Annotated in this window: 27 protein-coding genes; 8 read left to right on the top strand and 19 right to left on the bottom strand. The window is 70.7% G+C overall.

The annotated features are described in order from the left end of the window. Window positions 1-3: 3 nt before the first annotated feature. From QSK39_RS43520 to QSK39_RS43530, 3 genes are read right to left on the bottom strand one after another with little or no spacing between them, the layout of a single operon-like run. On the bottom strand, window positions 4-276 hold the full coding sequence (locus QSK39_RS43520; protein WP_285483673.1) for a hypothetical protein: 273 nt from the start codon (window positions 274-276) through the stop codon (window positions 4-6). Further along, window positions 267-794 (bottom strand): ABC transporter permease subunit, encoded by a 528-nt coding sequence (locus tag QSK39_RS43525; RefSeq protein ID WP_285483674.1) that lies wholly within the window; start codon window positions 792-794, stop codon window positions 267-269. Before QSK39_RS43525 ends, QSK39_RS43520 begins: the two co-directional genes overlap by 10 nt. Continuing rightward, the gene (locus QSK39_RS43530; RefSeq protein ID WP_285483675.1) at window positions 784-1,686 is read right to left on the bottom strand and encodes an ABC transporter ATP-binding protein; all 903 of its coding nucleotides are present in this window, start codon (window positions 1,684-1,686) and stop codon (window positions 784-786) included. The genes QSK39_RS43525 and QSK39_RS43530 overlap by 11 nt, the downstream gene beginning before the upstream one ends. An 81-nt stretch (window positions 1,687-1,767) precedes the next feature. Here QSK39_RS43530 and QSK39_RS43535 point away from each other — a divergent pair, with 81 nt between their 5' ends. Next, on the top strand, window positions 1,768-2,223 hold the full coding sequence (locus QSK39_RS43535) for a GbsR/MarR family transcriptional regulator (RefSeq protein ID WP_285483676.1): 456 nt from the start codon (window positions 1,768-1,770) through the stop codon (window positions 2,221-2,223). Window positions 2,224-2,238: 15 nt separating this feature from the next. Here QSK39_RS43535 and QSK39_RS43540 read toward each other — a convergent pair whose 3' ends face one another. The 7 genes from QSK39_RS43540 to QSK39_RS43570 all read right to left on the bottom strand — a co-directional run bounded on the left by QSK39_RS43540 (window position 2,239) and on the right by QSK39_RS43570 (window position 8,054). Further along, window positions 2,239-2,754 carry an ATP-binding protein gene (locus tag QSK39_RS43540; protein ID WP_285483677.1) on the bottom strand — a complete coding sequence of 172 codons (516 nt, stop codon included), beginning with the start codon at window positions 2,752-2,754 and terminating at the stop codon, window positions 2,239-2,241. 32 nt (window positions 2,755-2,786) lie between these two features. Then, window positions 2,787-3,179, bottom strand: coding sequence for an STAS domain-containing protein (locus QSK39_RS43545; protein WP_285483678.1), 393 nt, complete (start codon window positions 3,177-3,179; stop codon window positions 2,787-2,789). Further along, entirely contained in the window at window positions 3,176-5,287 is a 2,112-nt protein-coding gene (locus QSK39_RS43550) for a transglycosylase domain-containing protein (RefSeq protein WP_285483679.1), read from the bottom strand. Before QSK39_RS43550 ends, QSK39_RS43545 begins: the two co-directional genes overlap by 4 nt. Before the next feature lie 7 nt (window positions 5,288-5,294). Then, window positions 5,295-5,753 carry a hypothetical protein gene (locus QSK39_RS43555; protein ID WP_285483680.1) on the bottom strand — a complete coding sequence of 153 codons (459 nt, stop codon included), beginning with the start codon at window positions 5,751-5,753 and terminating at the stop codon, window positions 5,295-5,297. 76 nt (window positions 5,754-5,829) lie between these two features. Then, the gene (locus QSK39_RS43560; protein WP_285483681.1) at window positions 5,830-6,288 is read right to left on the bottom strand and encodes a nitroreductase family deazaflavin-dependent oxidoreductase; all 459 of its coding nucleotides are present in this window, start codon (window positions 6,286-6,288) and stop codon (window positions 5,830-5,832) included. Continuing rightward, window positions 6,285-7,478 carry an FAD-dependent monooxygenase gene (locus tag QSK39_RS43565; RefSeq protein ID WP_285483682.1) on the bottom strand — a complete coding sequence of 398 codons (1,194 nt, stop codon included), beginning with the start codon at window positions 7,476-7,478 and terminating at the stop codon, window positions 6,285-6,287. Before QSK39_RS43565 ends, QSK39_RS43560 begins: the two co-directional genes overlap by 4 nt. Window positions 7,479-7,496: 18 nt before the next feature. Next, on the bottom strand, window positions 7,497-8,054 hold the full coding sequence (locus tag QSK39_RS43570; RefSeq protein ID WP_285483683.1) for a TetR/AcrR family transcriptional regulator: 558 nt from the start codon (window positions 8,052-8,054) through the stop codon (window positions 7,497-7,499). 110 nt (window positions 8,055-8,164) lie between these two features. Here QSK39_RS43570 and QSK39_RS43575 point away from each other — a divergent pair, with 110 nt between their 5' ends. The 5 genes from QSK39_RS43575 to QSK39_RS43595 all read left to right on the top strand — a co-directional run bounded on the left by QSK39_RS43575 (window position 8,165) and on the right by QSK39_RS43595 (window position 12,026). Further along, on the top strand, window positions 8,165-8,845 hold the full coding sequence (locus QSK39_RS43575; protein WP_285483684.1) for a response regulator: 681 nt from the start codon (window positions 8,165-8,167) through the stop codon (window positions 8,843-8,845). Further along, a complete protein-coding gene (locus QSK39_RS43580) occupies window positions 8,842-10,203 on the top strand; it encodes a HAMP domain-containing sensor histidine kinase (RefSeq protein WP_285483685.1) in 1,362 nt (453 codons plus the stop codon). Before QSK39_RS43575 ends, QSK39_RS43580 begins: the two co-directional genes overlap by 4 nt. Before the next feature lie 201 nt (window positions 10,204-10,404). Then, a complete protein-coding gene (locus QSK39_RS43585; RefSeq protein ID WP_285483686.1) occupies window positions 10,405-10,620 on the top strand; it encodes a hypothetical protein in 216 nt (71 codons plus the stop codon). After that, entirely contained in the window at window positions 10,617-11,324 is a 708-nt protein-coding gene (locus QSK39_RS43590; RefSeq protein WP_285483687.1) for a winged helix-turn-helix transcriptional regulator, read from the top strand. The genes QSK39_RS43585 and QSK39_RS43590 overlap by 4 nt, the downstream gene beginning before the upstream one ends. A gap of 60 nt (window positions 11,325-11,384) precedes the next feature. Next, a complete protein-coding gene (locus QSK39_RS43595; protein ID WP_285483688.1) occupies window positions 11,385-12,026 on the top strand; it encodes a DUF4142 domain-containing protein in 642 nt (213 codons plus the stop codon). 9 nt (window positions 12,027-12,035) lie between these two features. Here QSK39_RS43595 and QSK39_RS43600 read toward each other — a convergent pair whose 3' ends face one another. Continuing rightward, entirely contained in the window at window positions 12,036-12,374 is a 339-nt protein-coding gene (locus QSK39_RS43600; protein ID WP_285483689.1) for a hypothetical protein, read from the bottom strand. Window positions 12,375-12,546: 172 nt separating this feature from the next. Between QSK39_RS43600 and QSK39_RS43605 the strand changes: the two genes are divergently transcribed. Then, the gene (locus QSK39_RS43605) at window positions 12,547-13,041 is read left to right on the top strand and encodes a MarR family winged helix-turn-helix transcriptional regulator (protein ID WP_285483690.1); all 495 of its coding nucleotides are present in this window, start codon (window positions 12,547-12,549) and stop codon (window positions 13,039-13,041) included. A 185-nt stretch (window positions 13,042-13,226) separates the two neighbouring features. Here the strand turns inward: QSK39_RS43605 and QSK39_RS53145 are convergent, their stop codons facing one another. Together QSK39_RS53145 and QSK39_RS43610 are read right to left on the bottom strand one after the other, a co-directional pair. After that, window positions 13,227-13,463, bottom strand: coding sequence for a DUF6292 family protein (locus QSK39_RS53145; RefSeq protein WP_353051114.1), 237 nt, complete (start codon window positions 13,461-13,463; stop codon window positions 13,227-13,229). Next, window positions 13,460-14,374 (bottom strand): cytochrome c oxidase assembly protein, encoded by a 915-nt coding sequence (locus QSK39_RS43610; RefSeq protein ID WP_285483691.1) that lies wholly within the window; start codon window positions 14,372-14,374, stop codon window positions 13,460-13,462. The genes QSK39_RS53145 and QSK39_RS43610 overlap by 4 nt, the downstream gene beginning before the upstream one ends. A 91-nt stretch (window positions 14,375-14,465) precedes the next feature. Here QSK39_RS43610 and QSK39_RS43615 point away from each other — a divergent pair, with 91 nt between their 5' ends. Next, window positions 14,466-16,703 (top strand): heavy metal translocating P-type ATPase, encoded by a 2,238-nt coding sequence (locus QSK39_RS43615; RefSeq protein WP_285483692.1) that lies wholly within the window; start codon window positions 14,466-14,468, stop codon window positions 16,701-16,703. Here the strand turns inward: QSK39_RS43615 and QSK39_RS43620 are convergent. The 6 genes from QSK39_RS43620 to QSK39_RS43645 form a co-directional block, all read right to left on the bottom strand. Then, complete coding sequence (locus tag QSK39_RS43620; protein ID WP_285483693.1) at window positions 16,682-17,254, bottom strand: vitamin K epoxide reductase family protein; 573 nt, start codon at window positions 17,252-17,254, stop codon at window positions 16,682-16,684. The genes QSK39_RS43615 and QSK39_RS43620 overlap by 22 nt on opposite strands. Next, complete coding sequence (locus tag QSK39_RS43625) at window positions 17,251-17,991, bottom strand: DsbA family protein (protein WP_285483694.1); 741 nt, start codon at window positions 17,989-17,991, stop codon at window positions 17,251-17,253. Before QSK39_RS43625 ends, QSK39_RS43620 begins: the two co-directional genes overlap by 4 nt. A 28-nt stretch (window positions 17,992-18,019) precedes the next feature. Further along, the gene (locus tag QSK39_RS43630) at window positions 18,020-19,759 is read right to left on the bottom strand and encodes a chloride channel protein (protein ID WP_285483695.1); all 1,740 of its coding nucleotides are present in this window, start codon (window positions 19,757-19,759) and stop codon (window positions 18,020-18,022) included. 45 nt (window positions 19,760-19,804) lie between these two features. Then, a complete protein-coding gene (locus QSK39_RS43635) occupies window positions 19,805-20,233 on the bottom strand; it encodes an SPW repeat domain-containing protein (RefSeq protein WP_285483696.1) in 429 nt (142 codons plus the stop codon). 274 nt (window positions 20,234-20,507) lie between these two features. Then, window positions 20,508-21,800, bottom strand: coding sequence for an ArsB/NhaD family transporter (locus QSK39_RS43640; RefSeq protein ID WP_285483697.1), 1,293 nt, complete (start codon window positions 21,798-21,800; stop codon window positions 20,508-20,510). 16 nt (window positions 21,801-21,816) lie between these two features. Continuing rightward, on the bottom strand, window positions 21,817-22,263 hold the full coding sequence (locus QSK39_RS43645) for a CBS domain-containing protein (protein ID WP_285483698.1): 447 nt from the start codon (window positions 22,261-22,263) through the stop codon (window positions 21,817-21,819). Window positions 22,264-22,273 lie beyond the last annotated feature (10 nt).

Genomic DNA, 22,273 nt, shown 5'->3' on the forward strand with positions numbered 1-22,273 from the left:
GGTTCAGGTAGCGAGATCGCGCCGGGTGAAGCTCGCCGCAGCGACGGCGATCAAGATCCCCGTCGTACCGGCGAGCACCCCGGCGTCGGCCCACTGGATGCCGTTCTTCAGCGGTTCCCCGCCGATGTAGTACCGGAACGGGGACAGTGCGCGCGCCCAGCCGGCCCCGAGCTGAACGGCGAACGTGTTGGCCGCGTACGCCAGGATGGCCAAGGCAGCAGAGACGCCGAGCACCCGGCCACGCCGCCCGGTGACCGCGCCGAGCATCATGGCCACGGCACCGAAACGACCCCGAGAAGCGCGGCGGAGAGGCTTTGCGCGGCGAACCCGCCGATCGCGACGGTGTCCAGCTGGGCGGCGCCGCGGATCACCAGCATGGCCAGGAACACGACAGCGCCGATGCCCGCGCATCCGACAGCCAAGGCAGCGAAGCGGTGCAGGAGAAGCCGCGTACGGCTGACCGGGTGGGTGACTAGCACGTCGAGGTGGCCTGCTTCCTCGTCACCGGCGATCGCGCGGGTTCCCGTCGTGATGCCGTAGCCGACGATGAGCAGCGGGACGAGCAGCCCGAAGGTGGTGGACTGCAGGTAGCCGGCGGCCGAGGACAGGTCGTCGAGGTGGAAGGCCTCGCGCAGCGCCTGCGGGAAGTTCGCGACCATGTCCCGCATCGCACCGCCGGAGACCTGGGGGTAGAAGCTCGCGTACATCGCCGCGACGGCCGCGGTGGCGACCGCCCAGACCGGCAACGTCCGGCGGTGATCCCGAAGAGTCTTGGTGAAAACGCTACGCAGCAACGCGGTCACGTCCTTCGTAGAAGGTGAGGAAGAGGTCCTCGAGGTCGGGTTCCTCGCTGAGCAGGTCGGTGACGGTGTGCCGCGCGACGGCTTTGAGCAGGGCATCGGGACTGCCCGCGACGCGGCAATGCAGCACCGCACCGTCCAGCCGGAGGTCGTCGACGCCGGGCAGGCCGGCGAACTCGTCGGCCGGCGGCGGCTCGGCGAAGATGATCCGCACGGTGCGAACCGCGCGTTCACGCATGCCCGCGACCGTGTCGAGGGCGATCAGACGGCCTTCCCGGATGATGCCGACGCGATCGGCGACGCGCTCGACCTCGCTCATGACGTGGCTCGACATCAGCACCGTCTGGCCCGCGGCGCGAGCCTCGGCGACCAGCCGCAGGAAAGTCTGCTGCACCAGCGGATCGAGCCCTGAAGTGGGTTCGTCGAGGATCAGCAGCTCCGGCTGGTGCATGAACGCATGGACCAGGCCGACTTTCTGCCGGTTGCCCTTGGACAAGGTCTTGATCCGCGCCGGCAGCTCCAGGTCGAGCTGCTCGGCGAGGTCGGTGACCCGGGCCCGCGGGACGCCGCCGCGCAGGTTCGCCAGGAACGTCAGGCACTCGTCGACGCTCTGCCGGGGATCGACGACGAAGTCGCCGGCCAGGTAGCCGACCCGCCGGTGCACCGCCACGGCGTCGCGCCGCGGGTCGAGGCCGAGCACCCGCGCCCGGCCACCGTCCGGACGGATCAGGTCGAGCAGCAGCCGGATGGTGGTCGACTTCCCCGCCCCGTTGGGCCCCAGATATCCGAACACCTCCCCGCACCGGACCTGCAGAGAGAGGTCGACGAGGCCGCGCCGGCGGCCGTAGCTCTTGCTGAGGTGGTCGAGCTCGATGGCGGCTTCCATGAGGGAGAATGTACTCGATGTTCTGACATTTTCGAACACTCGGAAAGGTTAGGATTCCATCAAGGCGACGGACGGAGAAGCATGACCGCGGCGGAAGAGTTCGCACTCACGCTCACCCAGCACGGCCTGCAGCGCATGACCGCGCGAGTGCTGGCCGCGTTGCTGTTCAGCGAGCAGGAGACCACCACTGCCGGTGAGATCGCCGACCAGCTGGGGGCCAGCCGTGGCTCGGTGTCCACCGCGATCAAGGCACTGGAGCCGGTAGGACTGATCGAACGCGTCCCGGCGCCCGGCAGCCGCCGTGAGCACTTCCGCTTCCCCGCCGACGGCTGGGCCCGGCTGATGTCCACCCAGAACGCCGTCGTCGGGCAGATGCAGAAGGCCGCCGAACGCGGGATCGAAGCGGCGGGCGACAACAGCCTGGCGGCGCAGCGGCTGGCCGACATGCGCGACTTCTACACCTACATCATGCGCGAACTCCCCGCCGTGATCGATCGCTGGCGGGCCGGCGAGGCGGAGACACCCAGCGCCACTTGACGACACGCGGCCGGACTACCGCCCGTCCGGCGGCGAGGCGGCGATGTCGGCCACCGGTCTGCTGGTGAACCGGATCCGCGTCCCCTCCGCGGAGCGTTCGACCACGAAGTAGAGCCCCGCCGCGCGCATCAGGTCCAGCCCGTACCCGCGTGGAATCGGCCCCTGCCCCGGTTCCCGCCAGGTCCCCGCGTCCCGGACCGTCAGCTCGACGTGGCGGGCACCGACGGCGGATTGCTTCACGGCGGCGGTGACTTCGATCTGTCCGGGATGAGGCAGCAGCGCCGAGTCCACGGGGACGCCGTAGCCGTGTTCGATGCTGTTGCTCACCGCTTCGCTCACCGCGAGCACGAGGTCGTCCACCTCGTCCTCCGGCCAGCGGTGCGCCCCGAGCCAGTCCCGGAACCGGCTCCGGGCGACGGAAGGGGAAATCCAGCCGGCGGCGAGCACGAGCCGGAGAGCCGCGCCGGCGCGGAACGGTCGCGCCTGCCACCGGTTGACCGCGTCGTCTTCCTGCCCGGATGTCGATGGCACCGGTTCGTCACCTTTCCTTCGACCAGCACATGTCACTCGGCGAGCGCATCGCTCACCTCGTGGTACAGCGCGAGCACCTTGTCCAGCCCGGTGATCTCGAGCGGGCCCGGCACCGGCCGGTTCCGGTCGACCACGACGCGCAGGGTCCGGTAGCCGGGCACCATCGCAGCCAGCGCCGCGGTGTCGAACAGCAGGCGCAGGCCGGGCGCGCCCAGGAAACCGACCGCGGTCAGATCGACCACCAGCACGCGGCCGTCCAGCTCGGCGAGCGCCCAGGTGACGGCACCGCGCAGCCGGGCCGCGGTCAGGCCGTCGACCTCTCCGGCAAGGGTGAGCAGCACGGCGTCGTCGCCCTCATCGACCGCCACGGTCAGCAGCTGCTCCGGTGCGGGCCCGGGTGGCGGCCCCATGCCATCGCCGGTCATCGCGCCCTCAGGTAACGGGGGTCGGCCGGGGGAACGGGCTGGTCCGGCTCGCCCGCGAGCAGCCGCTCCATCGCGCGAAAGTACGGCGGCGCGGCGACCGTCCCACCGAAGGCACCGTGGCCGCATTCGCCGAGGTGCACCGGCGGACCGGGGCACACCGTCCGTGGCGCCGGACCGTCGGCGAACACCAGCGAGGAGACGGCGAAGTCGTTCACACCGCCGACGAAGGCGACCGACCTGCTGTCCTGCGTCGTGCCGGTCTTGCCGAAGTCCGGGCGGTCCCACCCGGCAACCCGGGCCGCCCGCGCCGACGTGCCGGACACGGTGTCTTCGCTCAAACCATCGCGCAGCGTGTCGGCGAGATCCTTCGGGACGACGCGCTCGCACGGTTCCCCCTGGACCGGAACCGGAGCGCCGTCGCGTCCGGTCACCGACAGGATCGGGTCCGGCGGGCACCAGACGCCGCCGCTCATCAGCGTCGCCGACACGTTCGCCAACTCCAACGGGCTCACCGGGCTGGTGCCGAGGGTGAACGACAGCAGCCCGCGGAAGTACTCCGCTTGCGGCCGGCCGTAACGGGGATCCTTCGAGCGCACGTCTCCCGGATCGGTGATCGGCGCGCCGCCCGCGGCGTTGGTCGCGAGGGTGCGGCGAAGACCTAGCCTGCGGGCCATGTCGAGCACCGCCGGGACGCCGACACGCTGCTCGAGGCCGACGAACGCCACGTTGGGTGACGTGGCGAGGGCGTCGGCGAGCGTGATCGGATCGGGGTAGGTGCCGAGGTTGGCGACCGGGTAGCAGCGCGTGTGCCGATCGGCCTCGGGTGGTGTAAAGCAGTCGCTGCGTGGATTGGGCAGCGGCGTGCGGAGCCCGGCCTCGCCGGCTTCGAGGGCCGCGGCGGCGGTGAAGATCTTGAACACCGAGCCGGCGCCGAACGGATCGCTGACCCCGCCGACGACGTCCGTGGATCGCTCGCCTTCGTCGGCGTCGACGCCGTAGTCGCGGTTCGCGACCATCGCCAGGACCTCGTGCCTCTGCTCCCCCGGGCGGATCACCGCCATGGTGCCGGCGACACCCGGTTCGCGGGTGTGCACGTTCTTCGACACGGCTTGTTTGGTCACCTCGGCGACCTTCGGGTCCAGGGTGGTGCGGATGGTCAACCCCGCGGTGGCGAGCCGGTCCGGCGTGAAGCCGTGCCGTTCGAGGTAGTCCACCGCGTAGGCGCAGAAGAATCCGGCCTCGGGCTTGGCGCTCAGGCAGTTCGGGGCCGGCGTCCGAGGGCCTCCGGGGAGGACGCCCAGCGCGGTGGCCTTCGCCTCGCGCGCGGCGGGCACAGGGAGAGAGCCCGCATCGGCCATCGCGTCCAGGACGACGTCGCGCCGGGCCTTGGCCGCGTCCGGATGGGCATAAGGGTCGAAGCGGGAGGGGCTGTTCACCATTCCGGCGAGCAAGGCCGCCTGCGGGACCGTGAGCTTCGCGGCGCTCGTCCCGAAGTAGGCCTCGGCCGCGGCGGCGACGCCGTAGACCCGGCCGCTGAACTGGACGACGTTGAGGTACGCCGCCAAGATCTCGTCCTTGCTCATCGTGCGATCGACCCGGACGGCCAGCTTCGCTTCCCGAAGCTTGCGAGCCACGGAGTTCTCGCGATCCTTTTGCTGAGCCGCAAGATCGCCACGGTGCACGACGTTGATGAGGAAGTTCTTCACGTACTGCTGGGTGATCGTCGAGGCACCCTGGGTGTCGCCGCCGGCGGCGTTGTTGGCCAGCGCCCGGAGCACGCCCCGCGGATCGACCGCGCCCTCGTCGTAGAACCGCCGGTCTTCGACGGCGATGACAGCCGCCTTCATAGCGGGCGAAATCGCCTCGGCGGTGACCGGCAACCGGTACTGGTCGTACAGGACGGCGATCGGCTGTCCGTCGCGGTCGGTCACGGTCGTCGTCAGCGGTGGCTGCTCGGCCGCGAGATCGGCTTCGATCGCCGCGACCGAGTCACCGACCTCATTGGACAGGAGCCCGGCGGCGATGGCCGGTGGTGCCAGCACCCCGGCCAGCAGGACGCCGGCCATCGCGTAGAGCCCGGCCAGCCGTGCGGGTCGGAATCGTCGCATCGGTGGTTCAGGCGCTGCGCTTCATCGGCGCCAGGGCGCGCCGGTCCGCTTCTTCCGCTGCCGCCAGGTGCCGGCGTGCCGCAGCGTCGTCACCGGCGGCAGTGGCCGACTGCGCCGCGGCGCGTTCGTGGTGGGCTTCCGCCCGGCGGATCGCCGCGAACGACTCCTCGACCAGCCTCGCCCACTGTGGAGTGTGTCGCGGGTACCGGCGAGCTTCGCCGCGTGCTTCAGCAGCGACTGCAAGTTCCTGGTAGGCCATCGCGTGGTAATCGGCTACGTCCGCGAGACACCGCTGCAGCTTGCCTCGGTAGAGACCATCGGGTTCGGCACCGGTCTCCAGCTCGACCGCCAGGCTGCGGTGCGCTCCCGCTGCTTCCCAGACCCGTTCCGCGTCCAGGCGCAGCTTGCGGACCTCGGGAAGCTCCCAGGTCGTGGAGGTCTCCGTCACCGCTACGTCGGTCGTCATGTCGTGCTCACCTTCCTTCTCCTTCGCTCGGGTTTCACCCTGACACGGGAAGAAGGACTTTCAACTGACGACTGCCTTACGATCGCGGCCGCAGTCCGACCAAGGGCAGCTGCCGCGCCATCCGGCGGCGCGCGAGATCGGTGCCGTCGTAACGCCATCCCAGCAGCTTCCCCAGCGCGAACCGCACCACGGGTCCCGCCATCCGGTTGCGGTGCTCGTAGCCGGCGATGGCCGCGACGGCCTCGTCTTCCCCGAGGACCCGGTGTTCGGCCGGGAACCGGCTCCGCCCGACGACCACCTCGACCGGCGGATGGGCCTGGATGTTGCGGTACCAGTCCGCTCCCGCACCGAGCCCGGCCACGACGACGAACTCCTCACCGTCCTGGCCGACGACTTCGAGCACCGTCCGGTACATCCGCCCGGACTTCCGCCCGAGGTGGGTCAGGCACAGGAACCGCCCACCGAGCAGCCGCCCGAATCCCCGGTCGTACAACCGGACCGGCGCACGGAAGACGAACCTGACAATCCGGTTCACCGCGCTGCCCCGGCAGCGGCCCGGCGGAGGTTCGTGACCACCGCGGTGGACTTGCCCGCGAGCACGCCGGCGACGTAGCGGTCGAGAACGGGAACCCGGGCCAGCCGCAGCGCCGCACGCCGGATCCCCAGCTGGAGGGGGCTCTCCGGCAGGAACCAGCGGGCACTGCGGCGGGCCACCTGCTGCTTCTCCTCGACCACCGGCCGCATCAGACGCTCGTACTCGGCGAACGCGTCGGTGACCGCCTGGTTCCGCAGCAGCTGTTCACCTAGGACGAAGGCACCGGCGACGCCGAGCGAGGCGCCTTGCCCGGCGATCAGCGAGACGGCGGAGCACGCGTCCCCGGCGAGCACGACGCGCCCATGGCTCCAGCGGGGCATGACGATCTGGGCGACCTGGTCGTAGTACACGGCCTCGCTCGGTGGACACCGCCGCAGCGCGCGAGGCACCAGCCAGCCCAGCGAACCGTATTCTTCCCGCAGCGCCGCCCTCGTGTCCTCGGGCAGCCGGGCATCATCGGTGCGGTGGACAGCGAAGGCGGCGACCCGGCCGTCGCGCAGGCCGTAGAAACCCATCTGCCGCCCGATGGTGTCGGTGAGGCAGAACCGATCACCCACCGCGTGGTGGATCTCGGGGTCGGTGAACACGAACGCCGCGGTGTGGAAGCCGAGGTACCGCAGGAACCGGTCGTCCGCGCCGAACACCAGCCGTCGCACCGCGGAGTGGATCCCGTCGGCGCCGACGAGCACGTCCGCCTCGACGACCTGGCCCCCGGCGGTCACCCGCACGCGGTCGCCCAGGTCCTCGACCGCCGTCACTCCGGCGCCGAACCGGAGGTCCACAGTGGACGGCAGATGCTCGCGCAGCGCCAGCTCGAGGTCGGGCCGCATGATGCCGCACAAGCGGTCCCGCAGTGTCCGGGCGAACGTCGTGTACCGCGCTCCCGCGCGACGGCGGCCTCGTTCGTCGAGCAGGCTCGCCTCGTCCACCCGGTAGGCCAGCTGCAGGATCCGTGGCAGCACGCCCAGGTCCTCGGCCGCGTCGAAGCCGGCACCGAAGAAGTCGATCATGTATCCCTGTTCGCGAGGTGCCGGCGCCCGCTCCAGCACCACCACCTCGGCTCCGTCACCCGCGAGCTTGTTCGCCACCGCCAGGCCGGTGATCCCGGCTCCGCACACCACGACTTTCACCGTTCTGCCTCCTTCGTTTCAGACGATCCGCCGCAGTACTCCGGCCACCCCGGCCGGAGTCGTGTCCGGAGCCACCGCGCGGTGCATGAGCAACCCGTCGATCGCGGCGCCGAGCACCACGGCCGTACCGTCCGGATCCACCACGCCGAACTGCCGGAGCCGGTCGCCGAGCACGCCCCGAAGATCGGCCAGGACCGCCGCAATGCCCGCGCGCAGCGTGGTGTCCCGAGTCGAGGCGAGATAGCCCTCGACGAACAACAGCGACATGGGGTCGGTGCCGGTGTACTGCTCGACCGCCGCCACCATCGCGTCGACCACCTCTTCCGCCGTGCTCGCCGCGGCGAGCACGGGACCGAGTTCGGCCGACACCGCTCGCATCGCCCCCAGCACCGCTTCCACCAACACGGCTTGCACCGACGAGAAGTGGTAATGCACCACGCTCGGCGTGACATCGGCCCGCTCGGCCAGCACGCGGGTGCTCACCGCCGTCCACCCGCGTTCCGGGATCAGCTCGACGGCGGCGGCGACCAGTCGCCGCCGGACGGCCTCGCCCCGGGTGGCGGACGGAGACGGCATCACGACCTCCTCCAGGGCGATCGCCCTGAACACTCGCCCTGCAATGACCGGATCAGACTAGCACAACTATTCGTCTATGCAACAATTTGTCTGCTGATAGGATCCGGAGAATGCCGACGCGAGTACTACTCGTCGAAGACGACGTGATGATCAGCGAGGCCCTCAGTCTCGCCCTGGAAGACGAAGACTTCGCCGTGACGACCGCGCCGACCGGCGAGGACGGCTTGGAGCTGCTGGAGTCCACCACGGTCGACGTGGTGCTGCTCGACCTCATGCTGCCGGGCATCGACGGGCTCACCGTCTGCCGCGCCGTCCGCGAGCGCGGTGACCTCCCGATCATCGTCATCACGGCCCGCACCGATACCCAGGACGTCATCGCGGGCCTCGAGGCGGGCGCCGACGACTACGTCACCAAACCGCTGGTGGCCGGCGAGCTCGCGGCCCGCATCCGAGCCCTCCTCCGCCGGGCGACGCCGGACCGTCCGGCCCGCTTCACCCTCGGCGGCCTCGAAATCCGGCCGGACGAGGAAGCCGTCCACCGCGACGGCGTCCCCGTGCACCTGACGCGTACCGAATTCCGGCTGCTGGCCGAGCTCGCCGCGGCCGAGGGCAAGGTCGTCACCCGCGAGCAGCTGCTGCAGCGGGTGTGGGGGCACGACTACTTCGGCGACACGCGGCTGCTCGACGTCCACATCAGACGGCTGCGCCGCAAGGTCGAGCCCGACCCCGACTCCCCCACCCTGGTGCTGACCGTGCGGGGCAGCGGCTACCGCATCGCTTCCGAGCCGTGATCCGCCGGCTTTCGCTGCGCTGGCGGGTCGCGGCCGCGTTCGGCATCGGCCTGGCACTGGTGATGACCATCCTCGCGGTGGCCACCTGGAACCTCACCACCGGTTACATGCTCGACCAGCGCGAGCAGAGTGTCACCCGCCAGTCGGAGGTCAACGTCCGCCTCGTCATCACCGCGCTGGCCGAGCACGCCGACGACCTCGACGAGCTGCTCACCGGGCTGGCGACCGGCCCGGACTCCTCGATCCTGCTGTCCCGCCCGGCCGGCTGGCTGACCAGTGGCCGTCAGGTCGATCCGGCGATAGTCCCGGCCGGCCTGCTCGACGAAGCCCATCGCGGGGTGTCCGCGCGGCAGCGGTTCTCCGCCGACGGGATTCCGGTGCTGGGCGTGGCGACCCCGGTCGGCCCGGACAGCGTCTACGTCGAGCTGTACCCGCTGCTGGAGCTGGACCGCACGTTCCGCTACCTGAGCACCCTGCTCATCGCCGGCACCGTCGTGGCCGCGCTCTTCGGGGTCGGCCTCGGCGCCTGGGCCGCGCGCCGGGCTCTGCGCCCGTTGACCGCCCTGACGACGGCCGCGTCCCGCGTCGCCCGAGGAGACCTCGCGGCCCGGCTCCCCGACCAGTCCGATCCCGATCTCGCGCCCTTGGCCACGAGCTTCAACACGACCGCCGGGCAGCTGGAACAGCGCGTGCGCCGAGACGCCCGGTTCGCCTCCGACGTCAGCCACGAACTGCGCTCCCCGCTGACCACCATGGTCAACGTGAGCGAGGTGCTGGAACGCCGGCAGGACGCCATGCCGCCGACGGCGCAACGTGCACTGCGGCTACTGCGAGCGGAACTGCGGCGGTTCCAGCGGATGGTCGTCGACCTCCTGGAGATTTCGCGAGCCGACCAGGACGAGGCCGACAGTGCCGTCGAACTGGTCGACCTCGGTGAGCTCGTGCGCAACGTCGTCGACAGCAGACTCGCCGCCGACGTGCGCATCGAGACCGATCCCGACACGCCGCTGGTGTCCGCGGACCGCCGCCGGATCGACCGGGTGGTCGCCAACCTTCTGGACAACGCCGACCACTACGGCGGCGGCGCGATCTCCGTCACCGTCCTGCGCCACGACGACCGGGCCCGGATCGTCGTCGACGACGCCGGCAGCGGCGTCCCACCCGCCCTGCGCGAACGGATCTTCGAACGGTTCGCGCGCGGCCTGCACGCCGCCCGCCGCGACCAGGACACCGGCAGCGGCCTCGGGCTGGCCATCGTCGCCGACCACGTCCACCGCCACGGCGGCCACGTCTGGGTCGAGGACCGCCCCGGTGGCGGTGCTCGCTTCGTCGTCGAACTCCCGGAGGCCACGACATGAGAACCGCTCTGGCACTGCTGATCGTGGCGTGCGTCGCAGGCTGCGGGGTCACCACCGAAGACGAGCCGGAACCGATCACGACCCCGGTGCCGACCGCCACCCCGACCGTGACGAGCCGGCCCGCCCCGCCGACGCCGTGCCCGCCCGAATCGTCAGCCAGTCGTCAGGTGCAGCCCTCGCCCTCGCCCACACAATGAGGGCATGACCGTCCAAAGCCACCAGGCCGACTCCATCACCGACGAGGTCAGCACCTGGCTGACCGGTGAGTTCGCCTCGCTGCTGCCCGCAACCGACATCACCGCGATCGTCCGGTCGGCCCGCACCGATCTCGAAGGCCAGATCGTGCCCGAAGCGATGGGTGAGATGCTGCACCGGCTGGCCCGGTTCCGCGTCCTGCGCACGCTCCAGCACGCATGACCGCCTACCGCCAGCACTGCCCGGTGGCCGCGGCGGCCGAGGTATTCGGCCACACCTGGACCCTGCTCGTGGTCCGCGAACTGCTGCACGGCAACAGCCGTACCAGCGAGATCGCCCGGGGTGTGCCGGGAATGTCGTCCGCGCTGCTGGCCCGCCGGCTCAAACAGCTCGCCGAAGCCGGCGTGGTGACGCGGCTCTCGTCCACCGGCGAGGGACGTTTCGCGCTCACCCCGGCCGGCCGCGCCCTCGCGCCGGTGATCGAGCAGCTGGGTCATTGGGGTCGGCGCTGGATGCCGCCACCCCGCAGCGGTGACCTGAAGCCGAACCTTCTGCTGCTCGACATCTGCCGGGGCATCGACCCGGCCCGGCTCCCCCGGCAGCCGGTCTCCCTGCACCTGAGGTTCGCCGAGACCCCGCCACCGCGCTGGTGGTGGCTGGTCCTGTCGCCGGAAGGGGCTTCGCCCACCGATAGCGATCCCCGGTTGCCCACGATCGCCCGGATCGATTGCACGGTGTCCGCTCTCGCCGGGGTCTGGCTTGGCCATCGGACCTGGCGGGACGCGCTGGCCGACCGGGTGATCCGGTTCGACGGAACCCGCGAAGCGGTCCGGAACACGATCGCCTGGCTCGGCCGCAACCGGTTCACCGAGTCAGCCCTGAACGTTTCCGCATCGAACAGAATGACGGCACAACAGTTTGACTGAACCATCAGCCTCCGGGATCCGTGTCCCCAACGGAAGACACCGAACCCCTGGAGGCCGACGATGAAGTCCCGGAAGCCGTGGATCGCGCTGTGCGGCGCGCTCGCCCTCGCCGTCACCGCGTGCGCTCCACCCAACGCCCAGGTCGTGACGGCTCCCCAGGCACCGGCGGCGACCAGCCAGGCGGCCGCGGCCGCACCGCGGACGCTGACCGAAGGCAACCTCACCGAGACGCCGTTCGGGCCGATCAGCCCCGCCGGGAGGAAGCTGCTCACCATCGTGGAACAGACCAGCCTCCGCGAGATCACCACGTCGACGTGGGCCCTGCAGCGCTCGGCCAACCCGGCCGTCCAGGACGCCGCCCAGACCATCATCACCCAGCACAAGGACCTCGAAAACCGCGACACCGACATCAGCACCCGGATGGGCCTGGCCGTTCCGACCCGGCCCGCACCCGACATGCAGGCCGGGATCGACCGCATGCGCGGCGAATTCGGGGACGCGTTCGACCGGGACTACGTCAACACCCTGCGCAAGGCCCACGCCGAGGCCCTGATCCTGGTGTCCACAGTGCGCGCCGACACGCGCAACACCCTGGTCCGGCCGTTCGCGGATCTCGCGGGCGACTACATCAAGACCCACATCAACCTGCTGGAGAAGACCGGCGACGTCGACTACGCCCAGCTCCCGGTGCCAGACCTGTGAACCAGCGGGTCAGCGGCGGTACGGCGCCCCGGGCGCCGGCTGCCGCACCCCGGGCCGCGGCCGGCGCGGATCCGGCCGTACCGCGGGCGGACGCGGGCGGCGCACCGGCGCGGACATCGCCTGCGCCGACGGTCGGGGTCGCCGGACGGGCGGCACCGGACCGGGCCGGTTGGCCCACGAGTCGAACACGACGATCAGGCCGGCGACGACCGCGACGACGAGGCCGACGGGGACGCTGACCAGCACTCCCACGATCCCGGCGACGAACAGCATCGGCAGCACGGCGAGCAGGCAGTACGGGTCGATCGTCCCGAACATCGAGCGGCCAGGCCCTTCACGCGGGCACATGGGCACCCCTTCGAATACTGTTCCCTCCACACATTGTTGCAGTATGCAATACTTTTGTCAGCACTGCCAGTGGCGTTGCTCAGTTGGACATGGCGGGATCAATCGGGCGGATCGCGAAGATACGGCGCGGCTGACCGGCAGCCCCCCGTCGACGTCAGGCACACTGGTGGGTATGCCTCGCAGCTCCCCTGCCCTCGACGCGACGGACGTCGACGCTGTCACCGACGCCGTGCTGACCGCGTCTCGCCTGCTGGTGGCCGTCTCGGCCCGCTCGATCGCCGCCGCCGGCGACGCGATCACACTGCCGCAGTTCCGGCTGCTGGTGGTCCTGCAGACGCGGGGACCGTTGAAGCACGCCGATCTCGCGGAATACCTGCAGGTCACGCCCTCGACCGCAAGCCGGATGGTCGACCGCCTGGTCACCGTCGGCATGGTCGACCGGCAGCACAGCACCGTATCCCGGCGGGAGATCGTGCTGGCCTTGACCCGCGAAGGCACGAAGGTGGTCCGTCAGGTGACCGCGCGCCGACGCAAGGAGATCGCGAAGATCGTCGCCCGGATGCCGGACGAGGCCCGGCACGGCCTGGTCGACAGCCTCACCGCGTTCGCCGAGGCCGGCGGCGAACCTCCCGCTTCGGCCGTCGCCCCGGAAGCCGTCTGGACCTGACCCACGTCACCGGAACCGCGGCGCGTTCCGGCCGGCAGCGTAGCCGGACAGCAACTCGGTCAGCCCTGGTCCATCGCCGGGCATTGCCGAGGCCGATCGGCCCCCTTTGCGACGCCCAGCGAGCACGTCGGCGACGAAGTCCCGGACGTCGGCCAGTGCCGCGATCACCCACGTCCCGAGCCGAGCTACCACCGCCGACGGGTGGTGGACCCGTGTTCTCCAGGCAGACCTTTCCAGCCACGCTCGGCCGACCAGATCACCATGACGTCACGCTCGGGGTGGCCGGCGCAGCGGTCCGGGAGCGCGAGGTAGGCCGCCGGGCGGCCGCCGAGTTCCCAGGCCGCGGCCTGACGGGCACGCCCACCGCACGGCGACGGCGCGCACGTAACCGGCCAGCCCGAACGCCTCACGAGCCACCTCATCGTCCGGCATCAGGCCCCCTTTCGCGGCCGGCGAGCCGGGCGAGCATGGCATTGTAGGAACGCAGCGCTTCCTCGTCATCGTCGACCGCGGTGCCTTCGCCGAGGTCGAGCGCCGACCGGCGCGCCGACTCCAGCCACGTTCCCAGATCGTCGCCGTGGTCCATCGCCGACATCCACCGGCTGATGACGAACACCGCCAGCGCCCCCATCAGGGCGTCACCGCCCACCCACATCGCCGCGCCACCCCAGTGCAGGTCTTCCACCGGGCCGGGCCCCCAGTCGCGGACCACGGCCGCGTACGCCGGGAACGGCTCGGCCGGGGTCATCATGAGCACGACGCCGACCACGGCGTCCACGACCATCGCCCCGAACAGCACGACCAGCCGCGCCAGGTGGGACAGCGGCGGCTTTCCGGGCCGCACCCCGACCAGGGGCAGCAGCAGGAGCAAGCCGGAACCGAGGTAGAGCGCTTCCTCGACGCCGTGCACGACCGGCTCGGTGAGCGCGCTCTGCTGGAACGGCGTCAGGTGCGTGCCGACGACCACCGCGGTGTAGCAGGCGAAGCCGACCGCGGGATGTGCGAGGGCCGCCAGCGGTCGTGCGAACACCCGGCCGCGAATCAGCTCGAGCGGCCGGCCGAGCAGCAGCAGGGCCGGAACGACCATGATCAGCAGCAGGTGCTGAGCCATGTGCATGGAGAACAGGACGGCACTGTAGGCGTTCACGGCGCCGCCGACCGCGAACACCGCCAGCGCGATCCCGGCCAGGAACGCGACCACCCGGCGCCGCGGCCATCCCGGCAGCCGGACGGCCGCGGCGGCGTAGGCGAGCACGGCTCCCCCGAACAGAATGACCGCGAGAACCGGCACGTCCCATTCGGTACCCAGCGTCGACCACGTCAGTGGCGGCATCGCACCCCGATCCCGCGCCCGTCACACCCTGAGAGCACTATTGCCCTAAGCAACATTTGCATCATGCTACTCAGGACGGGAGGGTGCGGCGATGGCGGTGGTCTCTCCGGCGCCACGGCGAGCCGAGCTCGCCGTCGGCGGCATGACCTGCGCAGCCTGCGCGGCGCGGGTCGAACGGAAGCTGAACAAGCTCGACGGCGTCACCGCGAGTGTCGACTACGCCACCGAACGCGCCGTCGTGCACACTGCGGTACCGGACGAGGTTCTCGTGGACGCGGTCGCGCGTGCCGGCTACCGGGCCGCGGTCCTGACCCGGCGGCGACCGGACGGGCCGGCCGGCGAGGACCGCCGGCTCTGGCGGCGGCTCATGACCGCCCTGCTGCTGGGCGTTCCCGCCGCGGATCTGTCGTTCACCCTCGCGCTGGTGCCGTCGTTGCGCTTTCCCGGCTGGCAGGGGGCGGTCCTGGCCTTGGGACTGCCGGTGGTGACCTGGTGCGCGTGGCCGTTCCACGCCAAGGCCGCGGCCGCGCTGAAGCAGCGGACGACCTCGATGGACACCCTGGTGTCGACCGGGATCGCCGCCGCGACCCTCTGGTCCGCCCACGCCATGACCCGGGGCACGACGGTGGCGGACGGTGGCTGGGGGCTGCTGCTGCGGCCGGCCGGCTCGCTGTACCTCGACGTCGCGGTCGGCGTGACCATCTTCGTGCTCGCCGGACGGCTCTACGAGGCGAAAGCCAAGCGTGCCGCGGGGGACGCCATGCGCGCACTGGGCGCGCTGGGCGCCAAAGACGTCACCCTGGTCGACGCCGACGGCCGGGAACGGCCGGTTCCCGCGGCGGACCTGCGAGCAGGCGATCACTTCGTCGTCCGGCCCGGCGAAGCGGTCGCGACCGACGGAGTCGTCGTGTCCGGCTCGTGCGCGGTGGACGGCAGCGCGATGACCGGTGAGTCCGTGCCCCGCGAAGTGGCCGCCGGAGATCCGGTGCTCGGCGCGACGGTCGCCGTCGGCGGGCGGATCGTCGTCCGCGCCACCGCGGTGGGCCGCGACACCCGGCTGGGCCGGCTCACCCGGCTCGTCGAGGACGCCCTGTTCGAGAAGGCACGGGTACAACGGATCGCTGATCGGATCTCCGCGGTGTTCGTGCCGGTGGTCCTCGCCTTGGCGATCGGCACGTTCGCGGTCTGGTTCGCCGTCGCCGGCGCGGCCGAGCCCGCCTTCGGCGCCGGACTGGCGGTGCTGATCATCGCCTGCCCGTGTGCCCTCGGGCTGGCCACGCCCACCGCGATGCTCGTCGCGTCCGGGCGCGGGGCCCAGCTCGGCGTCTTCCTGAAGGGGCACCCGGCGATCGAAGCGGCCCGCACGGTCGACACCGTGGTGCTGGACAAGACCGGGACCGTGACGACCGGCCGCATCGCCGTGACCGGAATCCACCCCGCCGGCGTCGACGCCGAAGACGTGCTGCGCCTCGCGGCCGCCGTAGAGCAGGCTTCCGAACACCTCATCGCCAAGGCCATCGTCACCGAGGCGGACCGGGTGATCGGTGCCGTCCCGATGGTGACGGGCTTCCGCGCGCAGGCCGGGCTGGGCGCGCGCGGCGAGGTCGAGGGCCACGACGTCGTGGTCGGCTCACTGCGGCTGCTCGCCGATACGGCCGTCGCGGTCCCACCGGCCGTGCACACCGCGGCGGCTCGCTGCGAACGAGCGGGATCGGGGGTCGTGGCGGTGGCCCGCGACGGTGTGGCGATCGGCGTCCTGGCCATCGCCGACACGCTCCGACCCGGCGCGGCCACGGCCGTGGCCGAGCTGCACACCCTGGGCCTGCGGACGATCCTGCTGACCGGGGACCGCGAGCCGACCGCCCGTGCGATCGCCGCCGAGCTCGAGATCGACGAGGTCGTCGCCGAGGTGCTCCCGGACGAGAAGGCCGACGTGATCGAGCGCCTGCACCGCGAGGGCCGGACCGTCGCCATGGTAGGCGACGGGATCAACGATGCGCCCGCGCTGGCCCGCGCCGACCTGGGGCTCGCCCTGGTCACCGGAACCGACGTCGCCGCGAACGCCGCCGACGTCGTCCTCGTCGGCACCGACCTGACCGTCGTCGCCCAGGCGCTGAGGCTGGCCCGGGCGACGCTGCGCACTATCCACGGCAACCTGTGGTGGGCGTTCGGGTACAACGTCGCCGCCATTCCGGTCGCGGCCGCCGGGCTGCTGAACCCGGTGATCTCGGCCGCCGCGATGGCCGCGTCCTCGCTGTTCGTCGTCTCGAACAGCCTCCGCCTGCGGTCGTTCGACACCGCGCGGACTCAGACCACCGACACCCAGTAGTCCCAGAAGGCCTGCACGATCAGCCCGGCGATGACCACGTACCACAGCGCCAGCAGTCCGGTGTGGACGCGGCGCAGGCCGGCGCCGAGCCGGGTGCCGGCGAGGTTGTGCAGCGTGGTGTACCAGAAGATCGCGATGGTCACGACCCACACGACCATGCAGTACGGGCACAGGGCGTGGATCCGGTACAGGCTCTGGAACACCAGCCAGTGCACGAACACCACGCCGAACGTGACCCCGAGCTGCAGCCCGGACCACACCCAGCGCGGCGGCCGGTACCCGGTCAGCAGGGCGACGCCCGCCGTCACGACAACGGCGAACGCCGCGATGCCGATGAGCGGGTTCGGGAATCCGAAGGCAGCAGCCTGGGGGCTGTCCATCACCGAGCCGCAGGACACCACCGGGTTGAGCGAGCAGCTCGGGACGTAGTCCGGATTGCGGAGCTTCTCGATCTTCTCGATGGTCAGGGTGATCGCGGCGACCAGGCCGAGCGCTCCACCGATGATGTAGAGCCAGGCCAGGCCGCGGTGGGAGCGGACTGCGGCGGTCACAGCTCGAGGTCTTTGTCGAGCAGGGTGCGCAGCTCCTGGCTGATCATCGGGTACGTGTTACCGGTCGGCCGGAACTGGGTCCCGTTGACGAACAGGGTCGGGGTGCCGGTGACCCCGGCCTGCTGCCCGTCGGCCTTGCCCTGGTCGATCCGTTGCTGGACCGCCGGCGAGGCCATGTCTCGGTGGAAGCGGTCGAGGTCGAGGCCGAGGTCCTTCGCGTACGCGTCGAAGCGATCCTGTGCGCGCTTCTCGTCGCTGCTGACGTTCTGACCGTCCGGCTGGAGGGCCCACGTTCGGTAGTCGCCGTAGAGCTTGTCGTACATCTCGCGGTACTTCCCCTGCAGCGCGGCGGCCTCGGCCGCGCGCGCCGCGGGCACGGCGAGCGGGTGCATCGGCAGCGGGAAGTTCCTGGTCACCAGCGTGATCCGGCCGGAGTCGTCGTTCGCGAGCTTGCCGGTGACGTTCTGGTAGTAGGCCTCGCACACCGGGCATTGGTAGTCGATGAACTCGACCACGGTGACCTTCCCGTTCTTCGCCTCGGTCACCGTGTGACTGTCCGGGTGCCGCAGCACGTCCGCCGCCACGGTGTCCTCACCCGTCGCGGGTGAATCCTTGTGCTGGAAGATCAGCACTCCGCCGATCACCAGCACGGCGACCACCAGGACGGCGATCGTGGTCCACGCGTTGGCTGACAATCCCTTCTTCGCGGTCACCGGATTTCGCTTGCTCTTTGCCATCGCTCCTCAGGTTCCTTCCGTGGTTCGGTCACTGCCGGGCGAGCGCGGAGAGCACCGCTTGGTGGGTGAGCCATCCGGTCAGCTGGTGGTCGCCGTCAAGGACGGGCAGACCGGTGCCGGGTGCGTTCGTCAAGGCGGTCAGGGCGTCGGCGAGCGACGTCTCGCAGGTCACCAGGGGCGGCAGCTCGGCCAGGTCTCCCACAGTGCCGTCGTGGTCGTCGCCCAGTGCCTCGGCCACGGCCTGCGCCGTGACACAGCCCTGGTAGCGCCCTTGTTCGTCGGTCACGGGCAAGATGCCGTGCCCGGACACCGCCAAGGCGTGCGCAGCCCGCTCGAGCGACGTGCCGGAAGGAAGCGGTTCGGGCAGGGGCTCGGCGACGCCTTCGACCATGGTGGCGGCCAGCCTGCGTTCCTGGGGATGCCGGTCGAGGTCGACCCCGCGGCGGCGCAGCTTCAGCGTGTAGATCGTGTCATGGGAAAGCGCCCGGCTGGTGGCCGTGGCGATCACGATCGCGGTGAGCATCGGCAGGATGATCGTGTACTGGCCGGTCAGCTCGAACAGCACGATCACCGCGGTGATCGGCGCCCGCGCCGCTCCCGCGAACGCGGCCCCCATCCCGATCAGCCCGTAGACGCCGGGCGAGGCGGTCAGCGACGGCAGCCACGCGTGCACCACGATCCCGAACGCCGTGCCGCCCATCGCCCCGATGAACAGCGACGGCGCGAACACCCCGCCCGAACCGCCGATCCCGATCGTCAGGCTCGTCGCGACGATCTTGCCCACCAGCAACAGCAGCAGGAACCCGATCAGATACTTGCCTTCGACCGCGTTCTGCAGCACCGGGTAGCCGACGCCATACATCTGCGGCAGCAACAGCAGCAACCCGCCGAGAAACACTCCGCCGACGGCCGGCCGCAGCCACTCCGGCCCGCGCCATACCCAGTCGCAGAAGTCCTCGATCCAGTACAGGACCCGGGTGAACAGCACCCCGCACGCACCCACGACGACCCCGAGCACGACGAACAGCAGGTATTCCACCGGGTTGCGCAGGGTGAACGGGGGCAGGTCGAGGAACGGGGTGTTCCCGAACGCCGCGCGGCCGACGACGCTCGCGGTCACGCTGGCCAGCACCACCGCGCCGAACGACTCGGCGGCGAAGTCGCGCAGGATCAGCTCCATCGCGAAGAACGGGCCGGCCAGTGGCGCGTTGAACGTCGCCGCGATCCCGCCCGCCGCGCCGCACGCGACAAGCACCCTCAGCCGGGATTCGGGCAAGCGCGTGACCCGGCCCAGAGTGGATCCGAGCGCGGACCCGATCTGCACGATCGGGCCTTCCCGCCCGACCGAGCCACCGGAGCCGATGGTCAACGCCGAGGCCAGCGCCTTGACCGCACTGACCTGCGCGGGGATCCGGCCGCCGCGTTCGGCGACCGCGTACATGACCTCGGGCACGCCGTGGCCGCGGGCTTCCGGCGCGAACTTGTACACCAGCGGCCCGTAGACCAGCCCGGCCACCACCGGTGCGAGCAGCAGGAACCACGGTCCCAGCTCGGGAAACCACGGGTGCGCGGCGCGGCCGGCGTCGGCGTAGTCGGCCTGCCCGGAGACCAGGTGGGTGAACGTCGTGATCAGCCACCGGAACACGATCGCGCCCAGGCCCGCGCCGGCGCCGATGAGCACGGCGAGACCGACCAGGCCGGACCGGCTCTCCCGCAGCCACCTCCCGACCGGCTGCCGGACCGGAACCGGGACCCGCCTGACCGACATGCTGTTACCTGAAGACACTATTGCATTATGCAACACTTGGTTCGGTCACGCGGCGGGGTCCCCCACCTGCACCTTCACCCGCTGCCGATAGGTCAGCGCCGCACTGAGCCCGCTCAGCACCAAGAGCAGCACGCCCACGACGAGATCGGTGACGATCACGCGGGCCAGCTCGTACCCCAGCACGAACGGCGCGACGACGAGCACCAGTCCCAGCACCGCGTTGACGACACTGAACACCGGGAAGTCCCGGGGTACCACCGTCCGGACCAGCGCCAGCACGCCGACCACCAGCGCCACCAGGACGTCGATGCCGTCGGCGAGCCCGCCCCGCACCTCACTGAAATGCAGCACGTAAGGCGCGAACCCCAGCCACAGCGCGGCCACGAAGGCCAGCGAACTGGGCAGGCTCGGCGTCAGCGCGCCTTCGGTACCCGGACCGATCCAGAAGTGCCGCTCGACACCACGGGTGACCATGATCCCTCCGGTGTTCCTCGTCGGTACTATTGCATACGGCAATAGTTTACGCCTCTGACGAAGAACTGGCGCGGCGGCGAGGCACGACTCTGTGCCCCGCCGCCACGTCACGACGCCGCTTCCGCCCGGGCCGGAGCGTTTCGGCACCCTCGGGTCCGCGCCCCCAAACCCATGACGCGTTCCTCGCTCACGACGGCCGCTCCGGACCCGCCGGCGCCGGAGTCCACTGTCCCGTGAATCGCTCCCGGTGGACCTGACGTTTTCCTTGCGATCCTCAGCCGAGCACGAAGTAGCGCAGCCACAGGTAGGGCGCGGCGATCAGCACGGTCAGCAGCGTGACCTGAGCGCCCTTGCGGGTGAATTCCCAGAACGAGATCGGACTCCCCGACCGCGCCGCGATCCCCAGCATGACGACGTTGGCGCTGGCTCCGATGGCGGTCATGTTGCCGCCGAAGTCGGCGCCGAGGGCCAGCGACCACCACAGCGCCTCCGAGTGCGCCGGGTCCGGGATGTCCTGGGTGAGTGCGAGGACGAGCGGACTCATGGTCGCCACGTACGGGATGTTGTCGATCACTCCGGACAGCACCGTGGAGACCACCAGGATCAGCATCACCGCGAAGAGCGCGTTGCCGCCCGTGGCATCGGCTGCCAGCTTGGCGAGGTTGCCGATGACTCCCGTCTTGACCAGCGCGCCGATCATCACGAACAGGCCGGCGAAGAACAGGAGGGTCTCCCACTCCACCCCGGCCAGGAACTGCTCGGGACTCGCCCGGGAGATGAGCACCAGCACGCCGGCACCCAGCAGGGCCACGACCGACGGCTCGATGTGGAACAGCGAGTGCCCCACGAACCCCACGAAGACCGCGAGGAGCACCGCGCCGCATTTGACGAGCAGCCGGTGGTCACGAATCGCCTCGCGCTCGTTGAGCCGCATCACGTCCGCGACCCGCGCCGGATCGACCGAGAACGAGCCTCGGAACACCCAGCGCAGGGCGAACGCGAACGCGACCAGTTCGATGGCGACGATCGGGGCCATGTTGACCAGGAAGTCGTTGAACGTCAGGCCCGCGCGGCTGCCGATGATGATGTTGGGAGGATCACCGATCAGGGTCGCGGCGCCGCCGATGTTCGACGCCAGCACCTCCGCGATGAGGAACGGCGTGGGCTTGATGTCGAGCCGGTCGCAGACCAGCAGGGTCACCGGGGCGATCAGCAGGACCGTCGTGACGTTGTCCAGGAACGCCGAGGCCACCGCCGTGATCAGGGACAACAGGAGCATCACGCGCAGGGGTGACCCCTTGGCCCGTTTCGCCGCCCAGATGGCGATGTATTCGAACACGCCGGTCTTGCGCAGCACACCGACGATGATCATCATGCCGAGCAGCAGGAAGATGACGTCCCAGTCGACGCCGGTGTCGTGGGAGTAGAACGCGTCCTCGGCGCCGGTCACGCCGAGGGCCAGTACTACCCCGGCCCCGGCCAGCGCGGCGACCATCTTGGGGATCTTCTCGGTCGCGATGAAGATGTAGGCGACGACGAAGACGACGATGGCGACGACGGTGCTCATCGCGCCGCCGCCTCGGTCAGCGGGCGGTGAGCGCCAGCTCCAGCAGCCGGGATGCCGAGATCACGCCGAGCAGCCGCTTGTCCTCCATGACGGCGACGAGCGGGCAGCGCAGGCGGGCCATGATCGCCGCGACCTCCACGATCGTGTCGTCGGCCTGCACCCGCGGCAGCTCCGCCGGCTTCTCCGGCAGCAGCGACCGTACTGTCTTGCCGCCCAGCTTGTCCGCGGCCCGATCGGCCATCGATTCGTCCAGTACTCCGGCCAGCGACGGGTCGTCCTGCACGTACTGCGGCACCAGGAACTGCACGACCTGCGAGGCGGGCAGGATCGAACACGGGCACCCGGACGCGTCGGTCACGACGATGCCCGGCAGCCGCCGCTCGGCCAGCAGTTTCGCGGCCGCGAGCGCGTCCGAGTCGACGTCCACGACCGGGTACTCCTCGGCCATCTCCACAGCGTGCATCTGTCCAGCG

Origin of the sequence: Amycolatopsis sp. NBRC 101858 (assembly GCF_030269325.1) — a bacterium.
Lineage (GTDB): Bacteria > Actinomycetota > Actinomycetes > Mycobacteriales > Pseudonocardiaceae > Amycolatopsis > Amycolatopsis ponsaeliensis.

Excerpts from the sequence above, each read along its gene's own strand:
- QSK39_RS43575 (WP_285483684.1), top strand. The coding sequence starts at position 8,165 with ATGCCGACGCGAGTACTACTCGTCGAAGACGACGTGATGATCAGCGAG.
- QSK39_RS43585 (WP_285483686.1), top strand. The coding sequence starts at position 10,405 with ATGACCGTCCAAAGCCACCAGGCCGACTCCATCACCGACGAGGTCAGC.
- QSK39_RS43530 (WP_285483675.1), bottom strand. The coding sequence starts at position 1,686 with ATGGAAGCCGCCATCGAGCTCGACCACCTCAGCAAGAGCTACGGCCGC.
- QSK39_RS43630 (WP_285483695.1), bottom strand. The coding sequence starts at position 19,759 with ATGTCGGTCAGGCGGGTCCCGGTTCCGGTCCGGCAGCCGGTCGGGAGG.
- QSK39_RS43595 (WP_285483688.1), top strand. The coding sequence starts at position 11,385 with ATGAAGTCCCGGAAGCCGTGGATCGCGCTGTGCGGCGCGCTCGCCCTC.
- QSK39_RS43550 (WP_285483679.1), bottom strand. The coding sequence starts at position 5,287 with ATGCGACGATTCCGACCCGCACGGCTGGCCGGGCTCTACGCGATGGCC.
- QSK39_RS43570 (WP_285483683.1), bottom strand. The coding sequence starts at position 8,054 with ATGCCGTCTCCGTCCGCCACCCGGGGCGAGGCCGTCCGGCGGCGACTG.
- QSK39_RS43640 (WP_285483697.1), bottom strand. The coding sequence starts at position 21,800 with ATGAGCACCGTCGTCGCCATCGTCGTCTTCGTCGTCGCCTACATCTTC.
- QSK39_RS53145 (WP_353051114.1), bottom strand. The coding sequence starts at position 13,463 with ATGAGGTGGCTCGTGAGGCGTTCGGGCTGGCCGGTTACGTGCGCGCCG.
- QSK39_RS43605 (WP_285483690.1), top strand. The coding sequence starts at position 12,547 with ATGCCTCGCAGCTCCCCTGCCCTCGACGCGACGGACGTCGACGCTGTC.
- QSK39_RS43635 (WP_285483696.1), bottom strand. The coding sequence starts at position 20,233 with ATGGTCACCCGTGGTGTCGAGCGGCACTTCTGGATCGGTCCGGGTACC.
- QSK39_RS43590 (WP_285483687.1), top strand. The coding sequence starts at position 10,617 with ATGACCGCCTACCGCCAGCACTGCCCGGTGGCCGCGGCGGCCGAGGTA.
- QSK39_RS43615 (WP_285483692.1), top strand. The coding sequence starts at position 14,466 with ATGGCGGTGGTCTCTCCGGCGCCACGGCGAGCCGAGCTCGCCGTCGGC.
- QSK39_RS43645 (WP_285483698.1), bottom strand. The coding sequence starts at position 22,263 with ATGCACGCTGTGGAGATGGCCGAGGAGTACCCGGTCGTGGACGTCGAC.
- QSK39_RS43555 (WP_285483680.1), bottom strand. The coding sequence starts at position 5,753 with ATGACGACCGACGTAGCGGTGACGGAGACCTCCACGACCTGGGAGCTT.
- QSK39_RS43535 (WP_285483676.1), top strand. The coding sequence starts at position 1,768 with ATGACCGCGGCGGAAGAGTTCGCACTCACGCTCACCCAGCACGGCCTG.
- QSK39_RS43625 (WP_285483694.1), bottom strand. The coding sequence starts at position 17,991 with ATGGCAAAGAGCAAGCGAAATCCGGTGACCGCGAAGAAGGGATTGTCA.
- QSK39_RS43545 (WP_285483678.1), bottom strand. The coding sequence starts at position 3,179 with ATGACCGGCGATGGCATGGGGCCGCCACCCGGGCCCGCACCGGAGCAG.
- QSK39_RS43610 (WP_285483691.1), bottom strand. The coding sequence starts at position 14,374 with ATGCCGCCACTGACGTGGTCGACGCTGGGTACCGAATGGGACGTGCCG.
- QSK39_RS43600 (WP_285483689.1), bottom strand. The coding sequence starts at position 12,374 with ATGTGCCCGCGTGAAGGGCCTGGCCGCTCGATGTTCGGGACGATCGAC.